Below are 19,411 nucleotides of genomic sequence, written 5' to 3'. Positions count from 1 at the left end.
TCCCTCGAACTAGCCCGATCCCGACGAGACACGAGAGTACGTCAGGGTGCGTAGGTCCTGGCTAGTGCCGTCGCTCCTGCTTCTGCTTGCAGTCCACGCACAGCGTGGCGCGCGGGAAGGCCTGCATGCGCGCCTTGCCGATGGGCTTGCCGCAGTTCTCGCAGAGCCCGTACGTACCCGCCTCCAGCCGTTCCAGGGCCCGCTCGGTCTGCTCCAGCATGGAGGTGGCGTTCGCGGCGAGCGCCAGCTCGGACTCCCGGGTGATGTTCTTGGTGCCGGTGTCGGCCTGGTCGTCGCCCGCGCCGTCGCCCGAGTCCCGCATCAGGCCCGAGATGGCCATCTCGGAGGCCTCCAGCTCCACGCGCAGCCGCATCACCTCGGAGAGGAGCTCCGTACGGGCCTCCGCGACCTCCTCGGCGGTCCAGGGTTCCTCCCCGGGGCGCACGGCGAGTTCGCCGGGGATCGCGGCCGCGGGGCCGCCGGCCGTGTCCTCGGCCGTCTTGCGGGCCGTGCCCGCGGTCTTCTTGGCAACCACTTTCCGAGCTCCCGTCTTCCGCGCGGCCGGGGCCGCCCCCTCGACCTCCGCCGGGGCCTTCTCGGCCGGAGTCTTCCTGGCGGCCGCCTTCCCGGCGGCCGTCTTCTTCGCCGCCGTCTTCTTGGCGGGGGCCTGCGCGTCCGGGTCCTTCCCGGCCACCGCCGCCTTCGCCGCCTTCCCGGCCGCCGCCTTTCCGGCCGCCGTCGTTCCGGCCGCCGCTCTTTCGGCCGCCGTCTTCGTGGCCGCCGTCCTCTTGGCCGCCGCCCTCTTGGCCGCCGTCTTCGTGGCCGCCGTCTTCGTGGCCGGCGGGTTCCCGGCGGGAGCCTCCCCGGCCGGGGCCTTCTTCGCGGCGGCCTTCTTCGCCGGGGCCGCCTTCTTCTCCGGAACGGCCCGCTCGGCGGCAGCCGTGGAGCCCGGCACAGCAGCCACCTCCCGTGTCGCCGTCTTCTTCGCCACCATGGCCGCGGCCCCTTTTCACCGGATGTGGCCTTTTTAGCCAAATCGTGCCGGAACGATAAATCGCCTCCGACCCCACGGCAACGGGGCACGCGTCCATCGAGGTCAACCTGCATCCGTTGTGCCCAGCGGGAGCCCCCGTAATCCGCCCCGCCCGCCCCGGCGGATCCCCGGCCGGCCCGTCGGGCCGTCCCGGTCACGCCGCGCCCCCTCCCGCCACCCGCCGCGCCCCGCCGTAAACCGGTCTGCCGAGCTGCGCCCCGGCCCGTACACTGGGCGCAGCGAAAGGCATGGATGGGGACGAGTAGCGTCGGACGCAGCCAGGAGCGACCCGGGGACGGTGAGAGCCCGGGGGCGAGCGCGACGTGAAGGATCACCCCGGAGCCGCCGGAAGAAAGCCCGCACGGGATTCCCGTCGGGCCGGTAGAACCGGCTTCGCACCCCAATGAGGGGGCCACCGGACCCGTCCGGAGGCCAAGGAGGGTGGTACCGCGGGAGCAGCACGCGCTCTCGTCCCTCCGGACGGAAGTGACACACCCGCCGGAGGAAGAGTTCAGCCTCATGACCACACCGCCGCAGTACCGCCCGGTACCCGCCCAGGTCGACCTGCCCGCCCTCGAACACGCCGTCCTCGACTTCTGGCGCGAGAGCAAGACCTTCGCCAAGACGCTGGAGCAGTCCGAGGGACGCCCGGAGTGGGTCTTCTACGAGGGCCCGCCCACCGCGAACGGCATGCCCGGCGCCCACCACATCGAGGCCCGCGTCTTCAAGGACGTCTTCCCCCGCTTCCGCACCATGCGCGGCTACCACGTGGCCCGCAAGGCGGGCTGGGACTGCCACGGACTGCCGGTCGAGCTCGCCGTCGAGAAGGAGCTCGGCTTCAACGGCAAGCAGGACATCGAGGCGTACGGCATCGCCGAGTTCAACGCCAAGTGCCGTGAGTCCGTGACCCGCCACACCGACGCGTTCACCGAGCTCACGACCCGCATGGGCTACTGGGTCGACCTGGACGACGCGTACCGGACCATGGACCCCGAGTACGTGGAATCGGTGTGGTGGTCGCTGAAGGAGATCTTCGACAAGGGCCTGCTGGTCCAGGACCACCGCGTCGCCCCCTGGTGCCCGCGCTGCGGCACCGGCCTCTCGGACCACGAGCTGGCGCAGGGCTACGAGACGGTCGTCGACCCCTCCGTCTACGTCCGCTTCCCGCTGACCTCGGGCCCGCTCGCCGGCCAGGCGGCCCTGGTCGTGTGGACCACCACCCCGTGGACCCTGGTCTCCAACACCGCCGTCGCGGCCCACCCCGAGGTCACGTACGTCGTCGCCACGGACGGCAACGAGAAGCTGGTCGTCGCCCAGCCGCTGCTGGAGAAGGCGCTCGGCGAGGGCTGGGAGGCCACCGGCGAGACCTTCACGGGCAAGGAGATGGAGCGCTGGACCTACGAGCGCCCCTTCGCCCTCGTCGAGTTCCCCGAGCCCGAGGCCGCGCACTACGTGGTCAACGCCGAGTACGTCACCACCGAGGACGGCACCGGCCTGGTCCACCAGGCCCCGGCCTTCGGCGCCGACGACCTCGCGGTCTGCCGCTCGTACGGCATGCCGGTCGTGAACCCGGTCCGCGCCGACGGCACCTTCGAGGAGGAGGTCCCGCTCGTCGGGGGCGTCTTCTTCAAGAAGGCCGACGAGAAGCTGACCGCCGACCTCGACGCGCGCGGCCTGCTCTTCAAGCACATCGCGTACGAGCACAGCTACCCGCACTGCTGGCGCTGCCACACGGCCCTGCTCTACTACGCGCAGCCGTCCTGGTACATCCGCACCACCGCCGTCAAGGACGCGATGCTGCGGGAGAACGAGAAGACCAACTGGTTCCCCGAGTCGGTCAAGCAGGGCCGCTTCGGCGACTGGCTGAACAACAACATCGACTGGGCGCTCTCCCGCAACCGCTACTGGGGCACCCCGCTGCCGATCTGGCGCTGCGAGGAGAACCACCTCACCTGTGTCGGCTCGCGCGCCGAGCTGAGCGAGCTGTCCGGGCAGGACCACTCCGCCCTGGACCCGCACCGCCCGTACATCGACGACGTCACCTTCACCTGCACGGCCGAGGGCTGCTCCCTCGAAGCCTTCCGCGTCCCGGAGGTCATCGACGCCTGGTACGACTCGGGCTCGATGCCCTTCGCACAGTGGGGCTACCCGTACAAGAACAAGGAGATCTTCGAGAAGCGCTACCCGGCGCAGTTCATCTCGGAGGCGATCGACCAGACCCGCGGGTGGTTCTACACCCTGATGGCGGTCGGCACCCTGGTCTTCGACAAGTCCTCCTACGAGAACGTGGTCTGCCTCGGCCACATCCTCGCCGAGGACGGCCGCAAGATGTCCAAGCACCTCGGCAACATCCTCCAGCCGATCCCGCTCATGGACCAGCACGGCGCGGACGCGGTGCGCTGGTTCATGGCGGCCGGCGGCTCCCCGTGGGCGGCGCGGCGCGTGGGCCACGGCACGATCCAGGAGGTCGTCCGCAAGACGCTCCTCACGTACTGGAACACGGTCGCCTTCCAGGCCCTGTACGCCCGGACGTCCGGCTGGGCCCCCTCGGAGGCCGACCCGGCGCCGGCGGACCGCACGGTGCTGGACAAGTGGCTGCTGTCGGAGCTGAACACCCTCGTCTCCGAGGTCACGGAGGCGATGGAGTCGTACGACACCCAGCGCGCCGGCAAGCTGCTGTCCGCCTTCGTCGACGACCTGTCCAACTGGTACGTGCGGCGCTCGCGCCGCCGGTTCTGGCAGGGCGACAAGGCGGCGCTGCGCACGCTGCACGAGGTCGTCGAGACGGTCACCCGGCTCATGGCCCCGCTGACCCCCTTCATCACGGAGCGGGTCTGGCAGGACATGGTCGTCCCGGTCACGCCGGGGGCGCCGGAGTCGGTGCACCTGTCCACGTGGCCGGCGGCGGACGCCTCCGCGATCGACCCGGCCCTCTCCCAGCAGATGCTGCTGGTCCGCCGCCTGGTCGAGCTGGGCCGGGCCACGCGCGCCGAGTCGGGCGTCAAGACCCGCCAGCCCCTGTCGCGGGCGCTGGTCGGCGCGGTCGGCTTCGACGCGCTGTCGCCGGAGCTCCAGGCCCAGATCACGGAGGAGCTGAACGTCTCCTCCCTGGCCTCCCTCTCCGAGGTGGGCGGATCGCTCGTGGACACGACGGCGAAGGCGAACTTCCGGGCGCTGGGCAAGCGGTTCGGCAAGGGCGTGCAGGACGTGGCGAAGGCGGTGGCCGCGGCCGACGCCGCCGCCCTGTCCCTCTCGCTGCGCTCCGGCTCGGCGGTCGTGACGGTGAACGGCGAGGAGGTGGCCCTCACCCCGGAGGAGGTCATCATCACCGAGACCCCGCGCGAGGGCTGGTCGGTGGCCTCGGACTCCGGCGCCACGGTCGCGCTCGACCTCGAGATCACCCCGGAGCTGCGGCTGGCGGGCCTGGCCCGTGACGCGATCCGGCTGATCCAGGAGGCCCGCAAGAACTCCGGCCTCGACGTCGCGGACCGCATCGCCCTGCGGTGGTCGTCCACGTCCGAGGAGGTCGTGACGGCCCTGACGGACCACGCCGCCCTGATCGCGGACGAGGTCCTCGCGACGGACTTCGCGTCCGGCGAGGCCGACGACTCCTTCGGAGCCCCCTTCGAGGACGAGCCCCTCGCCCTGACGTTCCGCCTGCGCAAGGCGTAACCCGCTGCCGCGACGGCCCGCACCCCCTTCGGGAGGGTGCGGGCCGTCGCGTTCCCCGCCGCGCGGGGCGAGGCCCCCCACCCGCCCTTCCACCGGTCCCAGGGGCTACGCCCCTGAGCCCGTTCCGGGCGCTACCGCACCCGGTGCGCTCGATCGCCCGCGCGGGCTGGATTTCGCGCAGCGAAATTCCAGCCCCGCCGGCGTGTGAGGCGCGGGGGTCCGGGGGCGGAGCCCGGGCAGCGGCCCCGCACGTACCCGCCCCCGGCACGGAAAACGGGCCGGGCCCGGTGCCCCCGCAGGGGAACCGGGCCCGGCCCGTAGAGACTGCCGACGGCTACGTCAGTTGTCGTCCTCGTCGATCAGGAAGCCCCGCATGGGAGACGGCGCCTGCTGCATCGGCTGCGGCGCGGCAGGCCGCACCGGAGCCATCGGCTGCGTCATCGCCGGGGACATCTGCTGCTGACCGCCGTAGGACGGACCACCGCTCATCGGGGAGGGGCCGCCCATCGGGGACGGGCCGCCCATCGGGGACGGACCACCCATGCCCATCGCGCCGGCCGGAGCCATCGACGGGGACGGCGACGGCGGCAGGGCCGGGCCGGCCGGGGTGCGCGGCGGGGCCAGCGAGTCGTCGGCCTGGGTCTCCAGCTGGCGCAGCTGCGACTCCAGGTAGGACTTCAGACGCGTACGGTACTCGCGCTCGAAGCCCCGCAGGTCCTCGACCTTGCGCTCCAGCGTGGCGCGGGCGGACTCCAGGGAGCCCATCGCGACGCGGTGCTTCTCCTGGGCGTCCCGCTCCAGCGCGTCGGCCTTGGCGCGGGCGTCCCGCTCCAGGCCCTCGGCGCGGGAACGCGCCTCGCCGACGATCTTGTTGGCCTCGGAACGGGCCTCCGCGATCGCCTGGTCGGCGGTCTGCTGCGCGAGCGACAGGACACGGGCGGCGCTGTCGCCGCCGGGGCCCTGCTGCGGGAGCTGCGGCTGCTGCATGGGCTGCATCTGCTGGCCCATCGGCTGCATCTGCTGCCCCATGGGCTGCATCTGCTGCCCCATGGGCTGGCCGAGCTGGTTCTGGCCGCCCATCGACTGCTGCTGCATCTGCTGCGGCATGGGCTGCTGGCCCATCTGCTGCTGCGGCGCCATCGGGTGCTGGCCACCCATGGACTGCTGCTGCATGGGGCCGCCCATCGGGCCCGGACCCTGCGGTCCGTGTCCGCCGGGGCCCGGGGGCAGCTGGGGCTGGCCGCCCGGGAGCTGCGGCGGACCCATCTGCGGCTGCTGCGGCTGCGGCGGGCCGGATATGGCCGCCGGCACGGGAGCGCCCGGGCCTCGCTGGTCCTGGGGCTCCGGCTTGCGCATGTTCGCCTGCTGCTGGCTCTGCGCGGCGGCTCGCGTGGCGGCGGCCAGCTTCGCGCGCAGGTCCTCGTTCTCGCGCAGCAGGCGCGTCAGCTCGGCTTCGACCTCGTCGAGGAAGGCATCGACCTCGTCCTCGTCATAGCCTTCTCGCAGGCGGACGGTCGTGAACTGCTTGTTCCGCACGTCCTCGGGAGTCAGCGGCATGTCTTCTTCACCTCTACGTAGTCGTCGGCAGTCGGCAGGACCGTATCGGGACTGTCCCCGCAGGCACGGGGGAGCTCATCGTTCACACGCTTCTCGCAGCGGTGCTCACGAAGCTGATGAGGATGTAAACGATGATCATCAGAACGAAGAAGGACAGGTCGAGCGCCACGCCCCCGAGACGCAACGGCGGGATGAACCGCCGCAGGAGTTTGAGCGGTGGATCGGTGACAGTGTAGGTGGCCTCCAGAACGACCACCATCGCCTTGCCGGGTGTCCATGAACGTGCGAACTGGAACACGTAGTCCATGACCAGTCGGAAGATCAGCACGATGAGGAAGCACATCAGCGCGATGTAGACCACCTGCAGTGCGACGCCCATCCCGCGCTTCCCTCTCCCCTGCTCCCGCTCTGTTCCCGGCCCCGTATCTGACGGATCGGTCTAGCTTTGGTTGAAGAACCCGCCCTCCGCGATGCGGGCCTTGTCCTCCGCCGTGACATCGACGTTAGCAGGCGACAGCAGGAACACCTTCTGTGTCACGCGTTCAATGCTGCCGTGCAGACCGAAGACGAGGCCGGCCGCGAAGTCGACCAGACGCTTCGCGTCGGTGTCGTCCATCTCCGTGAGATTCATGATCACCGGGGTGCCCTCACGGAAGTGTTCCCCGATGGTACGGGCCTCGTTGTAGGTCCGGGGGTGCAGCGTCGTGATGCGGTACGGCTCCCGCTCGGAGACGACCTTGGGCATGATCACGGGGGCGTTCTTCTCCAGGTTGGTGCGGTCAGGTGTGATGGATGCCACGGGGGCAATTCGCGCAGGACGTCCGTTTTCTGACGGAATTGGGAGGGGTTCGCGCGGCGCCGGCGGCTGCACTGCTCGTACCGGTTCGTCCGTTACGGGCGATTGGTGCACGGGCTGCTGTCGCCGGTCCCTCTCCCGGGGGCGCTCGGGCTCCGGCTCGGGCTCGAATTCGTCATCGGGGTCGTACCCCGGGTTGTCGTACCGGTCGTCCTCCACGAGGCCGAGGTAGACCGCCATCTTGCGCATCGCGCCGGCCATTCTCCGAGTCCTCCGCTCTGTGGTGGATCGCCCTGTCGCAGGTGTCGCTGTGTCACCAAAGTCACCAACTGCCCGCGATCCACGTGGTCTGTCCGCTCATCTGCGGAAATGACCATATTTTCTGCTGTGGTCCGACTTTCTTCGCGACGTTACCCGAGCCGGGGTCTCGCGCCGAGTACCGCAGTGCCGACGCGCACATGTGTCGCACCGGCCAGGACGGCCTGTTCCAGGTCGGCGCTCATTCCTGCCGACACCATCGTGGCAGCCGGATGGTCCGCGCGCAGGCCGGATGACAATTCCATCATCCGCTCGAAGGCGGCCTGTTCGCGCCCCGCGTAGAGGCCGGCGAGGGGGGCGACGGTCATGAGGCCGTCGATCCTCAGCCCCGGCGCCCCGGCGACGAGATCCGCCAACTCGGCCATCTGCTCGGGCGCGGCACCGCCCCGGGCCCCGCGCTCCCCCGACTCGGCGTCGAGGGCGATCTGCACGAGGCAGCCGATCTCCCGCCCCTGCGCCACCGCGGCGGCCGAGAGCGCCGTGACGAGCCTCGGCCGGTCGACCGACTGCACCACGTGCGCGTATCCCGCCACGGAACGGACCTTGTTCGTCTGCAACTGGCCCACGAAGTGCCAGTTCAGCGACAGATCCGCGCAGGCCGCGGCCTTGGGGGCGGCATCCTGGTCGCGGTTTTCCGCTACATGACGGACGCCCAGCTCCGCCAGGAGGCGTACGTCGGTCGCCGGGTAGGTCTTGGTGACCACGATGAGGGTCACCTCGTCCCGGAGGCGGCCGGCCGCCGCGCAGGCGGAGGCGATCCGCTCCTCCACCCGCGCGAGGTTCTCGGCGAGCTCGGCCTTACGATCCGTCATCAGTCAGTCCAACCAGACATATCCGGCAAGCCGCCCGGTCACCCGGTCGCGGCGGTACGAGAAGTGGTCCCGCGACTCCAGTGTGCAGACCGGGGAGCGGTGTCCGTGCGCCACCCCCGCCTCCGCGAGCTGCGCGTGCACCCCGGCGACCACGTCGACGGCCGGCGTCCCCCAGCTCGTCTCGGCCCACGCCGCCGGCACCACCCCGGCGACCGCCTCCCGCATCTCGGCCGGCACCTCGTAGCAGCGCCCGCAGACGGCGGGTCCGGTACGGGCGACGATGCGCGCGGGGTCGGCGCCGAGGGCCACCATCGCCTCGACGGCGGCGGGCACCACCCCGGCCACCAGCCCGGGCCGCCCGGCGTGGGCGGCCGCGGCCACCCCGGCGACGGGGTCGGCCAGCAGCACGGGGGTGCAGTCGGCGGTGAGCACGGCGAGGGCGAGCCCCCGACGGGCGGTCACCACCGCGTCCACCGAGGGGATGTCCACGGCGGAGCCCCAGGGGCCGTCGACCACGGCCACGTCCCGCCCGTGCACCTGGTTCATCCAGACCACCAGGTCCGGGTCGATGCCCAGCTCCTTCGCGGCGGCCGCCCGGTTCGCGCGAACGGCGGCCGGGTCGTCGCCGACCGCGCCGCCGAGATTGAGCTCCTCGTACGGAACGGCGCTCACCCCGCCCCACCGGTCGGTGAAGGCGAAGTGGGCGCCGCTCTCGTGATGCTGCTCCAGCGTCACTTCAAGAAGTCCGGAACGTCCAGCTCTTCGGCCGGGCTGTCCTGGTAGGGCCGGGCCGTCGGGACCTGCGGCGGGGCCGGCGCGGTCTCGACCGGGATCTCGACCGGGGCCGGGGGCTCCTCGCGGGGCGTCACGGTGCCGAGTCCGCCGAAGGCCGGGCGGACCGGCTCGGGGGCGCGGACCGGCGCGGGGGCCGGCTCCTCGCGCTTGGTGGACGCGGCGCCGATGACGTTGTCCCGGCGGGCCGGGGGCTGGCCGCCGTCGAAGCCGGCCGCGATGACCGTGACCCGGACCTCGTCGCCCAGGGCGTCGTCGATGACGGCGCCGAAGATGATGTTGGCCTCCGGGTGCGCGGCCTCGCTCACCAGCTGCGCGGCCTCGTTGATCTCGAAGAGACCGAGGTCCGAGCCGCCGGAGATGGAGAGCAGCACGCCGCGGGCGCCGTCGATGGACGCCTCCAGCAGCGGCGAGGAGATCGCCATCTCGGCCGCGGCCACCGCGCGGTCGTCGCCGCGGGCGGAGCCGATGCCCATCAGGGCCGAGCCGGCCTCGGACATCACGGACTTGACGTCGGCGAAGTCGAGGTTGATCAGACCCGGGGTGGTGATCAGGTCGGTGATGCCCTGGACGCCGCTGAGCAGCACCTGGTCGGCCGACTTGAAGGCGTCGAGCACCGAGACCTGGCGGTCCGAGATGGACAGCAGGCGGTCGTTGGGGATGACGATGAGGGTGTCGACCTCTTCGCGGAGCTCGGCGATGCCGTCCTCCGCCTGGTTCGCGCGGCGCCGGCCCTCGAAGGTGAACGGGCGGGTGACCACGCCGATCGTCAGGGCGCCCAGCGAGCGCGCGATGTTGGCGACGACGGGCGCGCCGCCCGTGCCGGTGCCGCCGCCCTCGCCGGCGGTGACGAAGACCATGTCGGCCCCCTTGAGGACCTCCTCGATCTCCTCGCGGTGGTCCTCTGCCGCCTTGCGGCCGACGGCCGGGTTGGCTCCGGCGCCGAGGCCCCGGGTGAGTTCGCGGCCGACGTCGAGCTTGACGTCGGCGTCGCTCATCAACAGCGCCTGGGCGTCGGTGTTGATGGCGATGAACTCGACGCCCTTGAGACCGACCTCGATCATTCGGTTGATGGCATTGACACCACCGCCGCCGACACCGATGACCTTGATGACTGCGAGGTAGTTCTGCGGTGCTGCCACGTCGAAGGCCTCTCGCCTCGAGTTACGTGTCGCCGCCTCGCGGGCCTGCGGTGCGACGACTGATGCCGAAATGTGGGACGGTCCGCTACGCGCCGACCCGAACCCTAACCCTGAAGTTTAGGGTTAGGGGTGTGTCTGTTCCTTGGACTCTTCCGAACAGGACACTAAGTCGACAAGTAGCGCGTGTTCAACGAACACGCCGAACCTCCCGTTTTTCTTTTCACCCTATGTGATCACCCGTATCGGTGGCCAACCAGGGTGCGTCGGCCCTCGACCCGACGTCAACTCCCGGACACCGCGGGGGCGGTGGGAACGCTCACGTCGAAGTGGTCGGCCTTGGGCGCGGCTTTCAGCAGGGCGGTCAGCGCCCGGCCTTTGGCCTCACCCAGTTCGCCGCTCCCCCACACGACGGTGCGGCCCTTCGTCAGCTGCAGCACGACCGAGTCGAACGACCCCACCTTGACCTGCAACGTCTCCTTCGCGACTGCGTCGGGAAGGCTTCCCGCGATGCCCACCGCCTCCCGCAGCAGCCGCTCCTCGTCGAAGCGGCGCGCGCTCGGCGACCGGTCCGCGGCCATTTCGAGGAGCGGAACGCCGACGGGTGCTTTCGCAACCGTGTCGAACCGCGCACCCGTCGCGTCCACTTCGATGAAGTCCGTGCCCTTTTTGATGAGCAGGACCGGTTTGCGTTCCGTCACTTTCAGCCCGATCCCGTGCGGCCAGGCCCGCACCACATCGACCGAATCGATGCGGGACAGCCGGGCGCGCACCCGGCTCGCGATCTCGTCGGTGTCCACGCTGACCAGCGGGGCGCCGACGGGTACGGCCGCGGCGGACAGGACCTGCTCGGGGGTGAGCACCTCGGTGCCGAAGGCCGTGACCTTCTCCACACGCAGCCAGGAGGACCCGTAGAGGGCCCAGGCGGCGCCCCCGGCGAGCAGCGCCGCCGCCGCGAGGGTCACCAGCAGGCGGACCCGGCGCGGTCTCCCGCCGCCGGACCCGCGCGGGCCGGTGCCCTTCGGCGACTTGGGCGGCCGGGGCGGCTCGGGCGCTCCCGCGCCCTTGCCGCCCTTGCCCGCGCGGCCGGACGGTCCGCGTCGTGCCGTCGTCGCTCCGGCCACTCCTGCGCCTCCTGGGTCAGCGGTTACCCGCGTGCGGCCGCGATCGCCTCGTGGACGAGGCCGACGAGGAGCTCGTCGGCGTCCCGGCGGCCGAACTCGGCGGCGGCGCGGGACATCTCGTACAGGCGGTGCGGATCGGACAGCACCGGCAGGACCTGGCCCAGCACCCAGTCGGGCGTCAGTTCCGCGTCGTCGACGAGGAGGCCACCGCCGGCCTTGACCACCGGCTGGGCGTTGAGCCGCTGTTCGCCGTTGCCGATGGGCAGCGGTACGTAGGCGGCCGGCAGTCCGACGGCGGAGAGTTCGGCGACGGTCATCGCGCCCGCGCGGCACAGCATCATGTCGGCGGCGGCGTACGCGAGGTCCATCCGGTCCACGTACGGTACCGGGACATAGGGCGGCATCCCGGGCATGTTGTCGACACGCGGCAGTTCGTTCTTCGGGCCGACCGCGTGCAGGATCTGGATCCCGGAGCGCTGGAGGGTCGGCGCGACCTGCTGGATCGTCTCGTTGAGGCGGCGGGCGCCCTGCGAGCCGCCGGAGACGAGCAGCGTCGGCAGGTTGGGGTCGAGGCCGAAGGCGGCCCGCGCCTCGGGGCGCATGGCGGCGCGGTCGAGGGTGGAGATGGAGCGGCGCAGCGGGATGCCCACGTAGCGGGCCCCCCGGAGCTTGCTGTCGGGGGTGGAGACGGCGACGGCGTGCGCGTAGCGGGAGCCGATCTTGTTGGCCAGTCCGGGCCGGGCGTTGGCCTCGTGGACGATGATCGGCACCCCGAGCCGCTTGGCGGCCAGGTAGCCGGGCAGGGCCACGTAGCCGCCGAAGCCGACGACCACGTCGGCCTTGGTGCGGACGAGGATCTCCTCGGCGGCCTTGATGGTGCCGCGCAGCCGCCCGGGGACGGTGATCAGCTCCGGAGTGGGCTTGCGGGGCAGCGGCACGGCGGGGATCAGGCCCAGCTCGTAGCCGCGCTCCGGCACGAGGCGGGTCTCGAGTCCGCGCTCCGTGCCGAGGGCGGTGATGCCCACGGTCGGGTCCTGCCTGCGCAGGGCGTCCGCGAGGGCGAGCGCCGGCTCGATGTGGCCGGCGGTCCCCCCACCGGCGAGTACGACATGCACCGAAATTCACCGCTCTCCGGACGGACGCCTCTTGACGCGCCGTCTCATCGACTTCCATATCGGCCCGCTCCGCCGCCAGCCGGCTCTCGGCTGCCGCATCGCGAGCGCCGCGCGCGCCGCCGGCTCCTCCCGCGCGAACGCGATGAGCAGTCCGACCGCGAACATGGTCGGCAACAGGGCGGACCCCCCGTAGGAGAACAGCGGGAGGGGCACCCCTGCGATCGGCAGCAGACCGAGCACCGCACCGATGTTGATCACGGCCTGGGCCGTGATCCAGGTGGTCACGCCTCCCGCGGCATACCGTACGAAGGAGTCCTCCGTGCGTCCGGCCACGCGGATACCCGCATAGCCTAGAGCCGCGAACAGGGCGAGCACCGACAGCGTCCCCGCCAGGCCCAGTTCCTCACCGGTGATGGCAAAGATGAAGTCGGTATGGGCTTCGGGCAGTTGCCCCCATTTTTCCACACTCGCACCCAGGCCGGAACCGAACCATCCGCCGGATGCGAGGGCGTAGATCCCGTGCACCGCCTGCCAGCAGAGGTCGTTCCTGCCCGGTTCCGTCGCCCCGATGCAGGCGAGCCGGTCCATGCGGTGCGGGCTGGTCTTGATGAGCAGTGCGACGATCACACCCGCGAAGGCGAGCACTCCGGCGAACAGCCGCGTCGGCGCCCCCGCGAGCCACAACAGGCCGAACAGGACCGCTCCGAGGATCATCGCGGTGCCCATGTCCCCGCCGAGCATGATCAGGCCGAGCAGCAGGAACGCGACCGGGACCAGCGGCACCAGCAGGTGCTTCCACTGGGTCAGGAGCCCCTTGTCGCCCTTGCGGGCCAGCAGGTCGGCGCCCCAGAGGATCAGCGCCAGCTTCCCGAACTCGCTGGGCTGGAGCATGAACGGGCCGCCCAGGGAGATCCAGTTCTGGTTGCCGTTGATGGAGACCCCTATCCCGGGGACCTGGACCAGGACCATCAGGAACAGGGTTCCGGCGAGCACGGGGTAGGACAGCGCCCGGTGCAGTTTGACCGGCATGCGGGAGGCGGCCAGCAGCAGGACCCCGCCGATCGCGGCGGCCAGGAACTGCTTCTTGAAGAAGTAGGCGTCTCCCAGGCCCAGCTGGAGGGCCTTGATCATGGACGCCGAGTAGACCATCACCAGGCCGAGCACGGTGATGAGCAGCGAGCTGCCGAAAATCAGGTAATAGGCGGTGAGCGGGCGGTCCCAGGCCTTGGTCAACTGCCGCCGCGTGCGACGCAGCCGCTCCAGCGGCCCGCCCCGGGCGGGCCGCTTGGCACCGGGGGCGGGACGTTTGCGGCCCTGCGCCTTGACGGCGGGGGGCCGCCGTCCCGGCAGCATCTGTCTGGCCGGCATCTGTGATCTTCCCCTCCACTCGTACGAGGCGAGCAGCCGGCCGGGGGAACCTGTCGGGCGCCCTCGGCTAGGCCGTGTCCGCGGCGCTCCCGGAGGCGAGTTCGCGCACCGCGTCGGCGAACGCGTCGCCCCGCTCGTTGTAGTTCGCGAACATGTCCATCGAGGCGCACGCGGGCGCCAGCAGGACGGTGTCTCCGGGCTCCGCGAGCCGGGCCGCTTCCCGGACCGCTGCGAGCATCGCCCCAGTGTCGGTCCGTTCGAGGTCGGTCACCGGGACCTCGGGCGCGTGTCGCGCCAGCGCCTCGGCGATCAGCGCCCGGTCGGCGCCCATGAGCACCACGCCCCGCAGCCGCTTCGCGGACTTCTGCACGAGCTCGTCGAAGGTCGCGCCCTTGGCGAGGCCGCCGGCGATCCAGACGACCGGCTCGAAGGCCGCCAGGGAGGCCTCCGCGGCGTGGGTGTTGGTGGCCTTGGAGTCGTCGACGTAGCGGACCCCGTCGACCTCGTCCACGTACGCCACGCGGTGCGCGTCGGGGCGGAAGTCGCGCAGCCCGTCGCGCACGGCGCGCGGCTCGACGCCGAAGGCGCGGGCCAGGGCCGCCGCGGCGAGGGCGTTGGCGATGTTGTGCGGGGCGGGCGGGTTGACGTCGTCGACGTGCGCCAGCTCCTGGGCGTTCTTCTGCCGGTCCTGCACGAACGCCCGGTCGACCAGGATCCCGTCGACCACGCCGAGCATGGACGGGGCGGGTGCCCCGAGGGTGAAGCCGATGGCCCGGCAGCCCTCCTCGACGTCGGCCTCCTCGACCAGCCGCTCGGTGGCCGGGTCGGCGACGTTGTAGACGCAGGCGACCGTGTTGCCCTCGTAGATGCGGCCCTTGTCGGCGGCGTACGCCTCCATGGAGCCGTGCCAGTCGAGGTGGTCGGGGGCCAGGTTGAGGACGGCCGCCGAGTGGGCGCGCACGGAGGGCGCCCAGTGCAGCTGGTAGCTGGAGAGCTCCACGGCGAGGACGTCGTAGGTCTCCTCGCCGGTCACCACGTCGATGATGGGGGTGCCGATGTTGCCGACGGCCGCGGTCCGCAGACCGGCCGCCCGCAGGATCGAGGCCAGCATCTGGGTGGTGGTGGTCTTGCCGTTGGTGCCGGTGATGGCCAGCCAGGGGGCGGCGCCCTCGCCGCGCAGCAGCCAGGCGATCTCGACGTCGCCGACGACGTCCACGCCGGCCGCGGCGGCGGCCGCGAACAGCGGGCTGTCGGGCTTCCAGCCGGGCGAGGTGACGACGAGGTCGGTGCCCTCGGGGAGGGTCTCTGCGTCGCCCAGGCGCACGGTGACGCCCTTGGCCTCGGCCTCCAGCTCGGCGGCCCGGGCCCGGTGGCCCTCGCCGTCCCCGCCGTCGACGACGGTCACCACGGCGCCGAGGCCGGCCAGGGCGCGGGCGGCGCTGATGCCGCTCACGCCGAGGCCGGCGACGGTGATGTTCCGGTCCTGCCAGGGGGTCACTTGTCCGCTGCCCATCCTGCGTAGAAGAGGCCGAGACCCACGATCACGCACATGCCCTGGATGATCCAGAAGCGGACCACGACAAGGACTTCTGACCAGCCCTTGAGTTCGAAGTGGTGCTGGAGCGGGGCCATTCGGAAGACTCGCTTGCCGGTCAGCTTGAAGGAGCCGACCTGGATGACGACCGACATCGTGATGAGCACGAAGAGGCCGCCGAGGAGCGCCATCAGGAACTCCGTGCGGGAGCAGATGGCGAGACCCGCGAGCGCGCCGCCGAGCGCGAGCGAGCCGGTGTCGCCCATGAAGATCTTGGCGGGCGAGGTGTTCCACCACAGGAAGCCGAAGCAGGCTCCCATGAGGGCGGAGGCGACGACCGCGAGGTCCAGCGGGTCGCGGACCTCGAAGCAGGCGTTGGGGTTGGTCAGGGTCACCGCGTTGGCGCAGGACTCCTGGAACTGCCAGACGCCGATGAAGGTGTAGGCGCCGAAGACCATCACGGCGGCGCCGGTGGCGAGGCCGTCCAGACCGTCGGTCAGGTTCACGCCGTTGGACATGGCCAGGATCATGAAGAGGGCCCAGACCACGAACAGCACCGGGCCGATGGACCAGCCGAAGTCCGTGACGAACGACAGCTTCTCCGAGGCCGGGGTGAGCCCGCGCGAGTCCTTGAACTGGAGCGCGAGCACGGCGAAGGCGATGCCGACGATCAGCTGGCCGGCCATCTTGGCCTTGGCCCGCAGGCCGAGCGAACGCCTCTTGACGATCTTGATGTAGTCGTCGAGGTAGCCGACCAGGCCCATGCCCGCCATCAGGAACAGCACCAGCAGGCCCGAGAAGGACGGCGACTCGCCGGTGATGACCTTCGTCAGGGCGTACGCGATGAGCGTGGCCAGGATGAAGGAGATACCGCCCATGGTGGGCGTGCCCTTCTTGCCCGCGTGGCCGCGGGGGCCGTCGTCGCGGATGAACTGGCCGTAGCCCTTGCGGGCCAGCAGCTTGATCAGCAGCGGGGTGCCGATGACGGTGAGGAACATGCCGATGACACCGGCGAACAGGATCTGCCTCATCGGCCGGCGACCTCGCCCTCGCCCTCGAGCAGCGCCAGCGCCACCCGCTCCAGACCGACCGACCTGGAAGCCTTCACCAGCACGACGTCCCCCGGGCGCAGTTCTCTGCGCAACAGGTCGACCGCCGCCTGCGCGTCGGACACGAGCACCGACTCCTCACCCCACGAACCCTCGTTATATGCGCCCAGCTGCAGCCAGGACGCTTCCCTGCCCCCGACTGCCACGAGCCTGCTCACGTTGAGCCGGACGGCAAGCCGCCCCACCGCGTCGTGCTCGGCCAGCGACGCGTCACCGAGCTCGGCCATGGGGCCGAGCACCGCCCACGTACGTCCCCCGTCCTCCTTGCCGGCACCGCCCATGGCGGCCAGTGCGCGCAGGGCGGCCCGCATGGATTCGGGGTTCGCGTTGTAGGCGTCGTTGACGATCGTGACGCCGTCCGCCCGCTCGGTGACCTCCATGCGCCACCGGGACAGGGTGCCCGCCCCGGAGAGCGCGGTGGCGATCTCCTCGACTGACATGCCCAGGACATGAGCGACGGCGGCCGCGGCGAGCGCGTTCGACACGTGGTGCTCACCGTACAGGCGCAAGGTCACATCGCTGCACCCGGTCGGTGTGTGGAGTGTGAAGGAGGGCTGTCCCGCGGGGGTCATCCGCACGTCGGTGGCGCGTACGTCCGCGTCCTCGGCCTCGCCGAAGAGGACCGTACGGGCCTTCGTGCGGGCGGTCATCGCGCGCACCAGCAGGTCGTCGGCGTTGAGGACGGCGACCCCGCCCTCGGCCTCGGCCGGAAGGGCTTCGACCAGCTCTCCCTTGGCCTGGGCGATGGCCTCGCGGCCGCCGAACTCGCCGATGTGGGCGGTTCCGACGTTCAGGACGAGGCCGATGCGCGGCGGGGTGAGCCCGGTCAGGTAGGCGATGTGCCCGATGCCGCGGGCGCCCATCTCCAGGACCAGGTGCCGGGTTTCCGCGGTGGCCCTGAGCGCCGTGAGCGGCAGGCCGATCTCGTTGTTGAGGGAGCCCGGCGTCCACATGGTGGGCGCGTGGTGCTGGAGCACCTGGGCGATCAGGTCCTTGGTGGAGGTCTTGCCGGCCGAGCCGGTCAGGGCGACCACGTCGGTGCCGAGGCGTCCGACGACGGCGCGGGCGAGGGCGCCGAGCGCCTTCTCGACGTCGTCGACCACGATCGCCGGGACGCCGACCGGCCGGGCGGCCAGGACGGCGGCGGCGCCGGCGGCGACCGCGCGCTCGGCGTAGTCGTGGCCGTCGACCTGCTCGCCGGCGAAGGCGGCGAAGAGGCTGCCGGGCTCCACCTGGCGGGAGTCGATGACGACCGGGCCGCTGATCAGGACGGAGGGATCCGGTATGTCGTGGGGCCGCCCGCCGGTGATGTCGGCGATCTCGGCGAGGGAAAGGGCGATCACGGGTTCACCTCGGCCTGTCGGACGCTGCGCTGCTGGTTCTCGATGGCCGCGCGGAGCACGGCGCGGTCGTCGAAGGGGCGTACCACGCCCGCGGTGTCCTGGCCCTGCTCGTGCCCCTTGCCCGCGACGAGGACGGTGTCGCCGGCCTCGGCACGCGCGACGGCGGCGGCGATGGCCGCGGCCCGGTCGGCGTCGACGAGGACGGCGGCGCGCTCCTCGGCGGGGACGGAGACGGCGCCCTCGAACATCGCGGCGAGGATCTTCAGCGGGTCCTCGGAGCGCGGGTTGTCGGAGGTCAGGACGGCGGTGTCGGCGTACCGGGCCGCCGCGGCGCCCATCGGGCCGCGCTTGGTGGTGTCGCGGTCGCCGCCGCAGCCGAGGACGATGTGCAGCCGGCCCGTGGTGACCTCGCGCAGGGCGCGCAGCACCGACTCGACGGCGTCGGTCTTGTGGGCGTAGTCGACGACGGCCAGGTACGGCTGGCCCGCGTCCACGCGCTCCAGGCGGCCGGGGACCCCGGGGACCGCGGCGACGCCGTCGGCGGCGGTCTGCGGGTCGAGTCCGGCGGCGGCGAGGGTGACCACCGCGGCGACGGTGTTGGCGACGTTGAACGGGCCGGGCAGCGGGGCCTTGGCCCGTACGCGCTGTCCTTCGGGCCCGACCAGGGTCAGGGTGGAGTCCATGTGGCCGCTGACCACGTCCTCGGCGCGCCAGTCGGCGGCCGGGTCGCCGGCGGCGGAGAAGGTGACGACCGGGATCGCCGACTCCTTGGCGAGGCGGCGGCCGTACTCGTCGTCCACGTTGACCACGCCCAGGCGGGCGCGGCGCTCGGTGAAGAGCTGCGCCTTGGCCTGGAAGTAGTCCTCCATGTCGGAGTGGAACTCCATGTGCTCCGGGCTGAGGTTGTTGAAGACGGCGACGTCGAAGACGCAGCCGTCGACCCGGCCCAGCACCAGGGCGTGGCTGGAGACCTCCATGGCGACGGCCTCGACGCCGCGTTCGCGCATCACGGCGAACAGGGCCTGGAGGTCGGTGGCCTCGGGGGTGGTGCGCTCGGACTTGATGCGCTCGTCGCCGATGCGCATCTCGACGGTGCCCACCAGTCCGGTGGCCCGTCCCGCCGCGCGCAGACCGCCCTCGACGAGGTACGCGGTGGTGGTCTTGCCGGAGGTGCCGGTGATGCCGAGCTGGAGCAGGGCTTCACCGGGGCGGCCGTAGATCTCGGCGGCGAGCTCGCCCATCCGGCCGCGCGGGTCCTCGACGGCCAGCACGGGCAGGCCGGTCGCGGCGGCGCGTTCGGCGCCCTGCGGGTCGGTCAGCACGGCGGCGGCGCCGAGGGCGGCCGCCTGGGCGGCGAAGTCGGCGCCGTGCAGCCGGGCGCCGGGCAGGGCCGCGTAGAGGTCGCCGGGGCGCACGGCACGGGAGTCGTGCGTGATGCCGGTGATCTGAGCGGAGCCGGACTCGGGCAGACCCAGCAGGCCGGCCAGCTCGCCCAGCGGGGTCGGGCGGGCGTTCACGGGCCTGGGCGCTCCCGGCGGCGCTGCCGGGGCGTCTTTCTGGGCGGTTCTGGGCTGATCAGCGTGGGGCACGGCGGTGAGCGTACCGGGCGCGGCGGGCCGCTCGCGAAGCGAGGGCCCGTCCTGGGCGGCTTCGGCCGTCTGGTTCCCGGGTTTCGGGGTGATCGTTGTCACTGATGGAG

16 protein-coding genes are annotated in these 19,411 nt (G+C 71.8%); 2 read left to right on the top strand and 14 right to left on the bottom strand.

Annotation, left to right across the window (positions count from 1 at the left end):
• Positions 1 to 61: 61 nt before the first annotated feature.
• Positions 62 to 535 carry a TraR/DksA C4-type zinc finger protein gene (locus tag AB0469_RS37715; RefSeq protein WP_366456095.1) on the bottom strand — a complete coding sequence of 158 codons (474 nt, stop codon included), beginning with the start codon at positions 533 to 535 and terminating at the stop codon, positions 62 to 64.
• Between AB0469_RS37715 and AB0469_RS37710 the strand changes: the two genes are divergently transcribed.
• Complete coding sequence (locus AB0469_RS37710; RefSeq protein ID WP_366456094.1) at positions 525 to 1,031, top strand: hypothetical protein; 507 nt, start codon at positions 525 to 527, stop codon at positions 1,029 to 1,031. The genes AB0469_RS37715 and AB0469_RS37710 overlap by 11 nt on opposite strands.
• 521 nt (positions 1,032 to 1,552) lie before the next feature.
• Positions 1,553 to 4,705 carry an isoleucine--tRNA ligase gene (gene ileS, locus AB0469_RS37705; RefSeq protein WP_366456093.1) on the top strand — a complete coding sequence of 1,051 codons (3,153 nt, stop codon included), beginning with the start codon at positions 1,553 to 1,555 and terminating at the stop codon, positions 4,703 to 4,705.
• A gap of 339 nt (positions 4,706 to 5,044) precedes the next feature.
• On the opposite strand, the gene AB0469_RS37700 is transcribed toward ileS, so the two are convergent.
• From AB0469_RS37700 to AB0469_RS37640, 13 genes are all read right to left on the bottom strand, one after another.
• The gene (locus tag AB0469_RS37700) at positions 5,045 to 6,262 is read right to left on the bottom strand and encodes a DivIVA domain-containing protein (RefSeq protein WP_366456092.1); all 1,218 of its coding nucleotides are present in this window, start codon (positions 6,260 to 6,262) and stop codon (positions 5,045 to 5,047) included.
• Between the two features lie 82 nt (positions 6,263 to 6,344).
• Entirely contained in the window at positions 6,345 to 6,641 is a 297-nt protein-coding gene (locus AB0469_RS37695; protein WP_030155988.1) for a YggT family protein, read from the bottom strand.
• Positions 6,642 to 6,701: 60 nt separating this feature from the next.
• Positions 6,702 to 7,319, bottom strand: a complete 618-nt coding sequence (gene sepF / locus AB0469_RS37690) for a cell division protein SepF (RefSeq protein ID WP_042809001.1) — start codon at positions 7,317 to 7,319, stop codon at positions 6,702 to 6,704.
• A gap of 149 nt (positions 7,320 to 7,468) precedes the next feature.
• A complete protein-coding gene (locus AB0469_RS37685) occupies positions 7,469 to 8,188 on the bottom strand; it encodes a YggS family pyridoxal phosphate-dependent enzyme (protein ID WP_366456091.1) in 720 nt (239 codons plus the stop codon).
• 3 nt (positions 8,189 to 8,191) lie between these two features.
• Entirely contained in the window at positions 8,192 to 8,923 is a 732-nt protein-coding gene (gene pgeF, locus AB0469_RS37680) for a peptidoglycan editing factor PgeF (RefSeq protein ID WP_366456090.1), read from the bottom strand.
• Positions 8,920 to 10,122: a cell division protein FtsZ gene (gene ftsZ / locus AB0469_RS37675; RefSeq protein WP_007263607.1), complete on the bottom strand. Its 1,203-nt coding sequence runs from the start codon at positions 10,120 to 10,122 to the stop codon at positions 8,920 to 8,922. Before ftsZ ends, pgeF begins: the two co-directional genes overlap by 4 nt.
• 281 nt (positions 10,123 to 10,403) lie before the next feature.
• Positions 10,404 to 11,243: an FtsQ-type POTRA domain-containing protein gene (locus AB0469_RS37670; RefSeq protein ID WP_366456089.1), complete on the bottom strand. Its 840-nt coding sequence runs from the start codon at positions 11,241 to 11,243 to the stop codon at positions 10,404 to 10,406.
• Between the two features lie 23 nt (positions 11,244 to 11,266).
• Positions 11,267 to 12,358, bottom strand: coding sequence for an undecaprenyldiphospho-muramoylpentapeptide beta-N-acetylglucosaminyltransferase (murG, locus tag AB0469_RS37665; RefSeq protein WP_042813332.1), 1,092 nt, complete (start codon positions 12,356 to 12,358; stop codon positions 11,267 to 11,269).
• A 6-nt stretch (positions 12,359 to 12,364) separates the two neighbouring features.
• The gene (ftsW, locus tag AB0469_RS37660) at positions 12,365 to 13,726 is read right to left on the bottom strand and encodes a putative lipid II flippase FtsW (RefSeq protein ID WP_042813331.1); all 1,362 of its coding nucleotides are present in this window, start codon (positions 13,724 to 13,726) and stop codon (positions 12,365 to 12,367) included.
• A 67-nt stretch (positions 13,727 to 13,793) separates the two neighbouring features.
• Positions 13,794 to 15,239 carry a UDP-N-acetylmuramoyl-L-alanine--D-glutamate ligase gene (gene murD, locus AB0469_RS37655; RefSeq protein ID WP_366456088.1) on the bottom strand — a complete coding sequence of 482 codons (1,446 nt, stop codon included), beginning with the start codon at positions 15,237 to 15,239 and terminating at the stop codon, positions 13,794 to 13,796.
• Positions 15,221 to 16,291, bottom strand: a complete 1,071-nt coding sequence (mraY, locus tag AB0469_RS37650) for a phospho-N-acetylmuramoyl-pentapeptide-transferase (RefSeq protein ID WP_042813328.1) — start codon at positions 16,289 to 16,291, stop codon at positions 15,221 to 15,223. Before mraY ends, murD begins: the two co-directional genes overlap by 19 nt.
• Positions 16,288 to 17,712, bottom strand: coding sequence for a UDP-N-acetylmuramoyl-tripeptide--D-alanyl-D-alanine ligase (gene murF / locus AB0469_RS37645; protein ID WP_366456087.1), 1,425 nt, complete (start codon positions 17,710 to 17,712; stop codon positions 16,288 to 16,290). Before murF ends, mraY begins: the two co-directional genes overlap by 4 nt.
• Entirely contained in the window at positions 17,709 to 19,403 is a 1,695-nt protein-coding gene (locus tag AB0469_RS37640; RefSeq protein ID WP_366456086.1) for a UDP-N-acetylmuramoyl-L-alanyl-D-glutamate--2,6-diaminopimelate ligase, read from the bottom strand. Before AB0469_RS37640 ends, murF begins: the two co-directional genes overlap by 4 nt.
• Positions 19,404 to 19,411 lie beyond the last annotated feature (8 nt).

Origin of the sequence: Streptomyces sp. NPDC093801, assembly GCF_040701585.1 — a bacterium.
Classification (GTDB): domain Bacteria; phylum Actinomycetota; class Actinomycetes; order Streptomycetales; family Streptomycetaceae; genus Streptomyces.
Note: the sequence above shows the minus strand (reverse complement) of the source record. Positions and strands in the feature narration are given on the sequence as shown.

Bases quoted from the DNA above. Each gene is read 5' to 3' on its own strand.
- sepF (WP_042809001.1), bottom strand. From the start codon at position 7,319: ATGGCCGGCGCGATGCGCAAGATGGCGGTCTACCTCGGCCTCGTGGAG.
- mraY (WP_042813328.1), bottom strand. From the start codon at position 16,291: ATGAGGCAGATCCTGTTCGCCGGTGTCATCGGCATGTTCCTCACCGTC.
- murD (WP_366456088.1), bottom strand. From the start codon at position 15,239: ATGGGCAGCGGACAAGTGACCCCCTGGCAGGACCGGAACATCACCGTC.
- ileS (WP_366456093.1), top strand. From the start codon at position 1,553: ATGACCACACCGCCGCAGTACCGCCCGGTACCCGCCCAGGTCGACCTG.
- AB0469_RS37695 (WP_030155988.1), bottom strand. From the start codon at position 6,641: ATGGGCGTCGCACTGCAGGTGGTCTACATCGCGCTGATGTGCTTCCTC.
- ftsW (WP_042813331.1), bottom strand. From the start codon at position 13,726: ATGCCGGCCAGACAGATGCTGCCGGGACGGCGGCCCCCCGCCGTCAAG.
- AB0469_RS37700 (WP_366456092.1), bottom strand. From the start codon at position 6,262: ATGCCGCTGACTCCCGAGGACGTGCGGAACAAGCAGTTCACGACCGTC.
- AB0469_RS37685 (WP_366456091.1), bottom strand. From the start codon at position 8,188: ATGACGGATCGTAAGGCCGAGCTCGCCGAGAACCTCGCGCGGGTGGAG.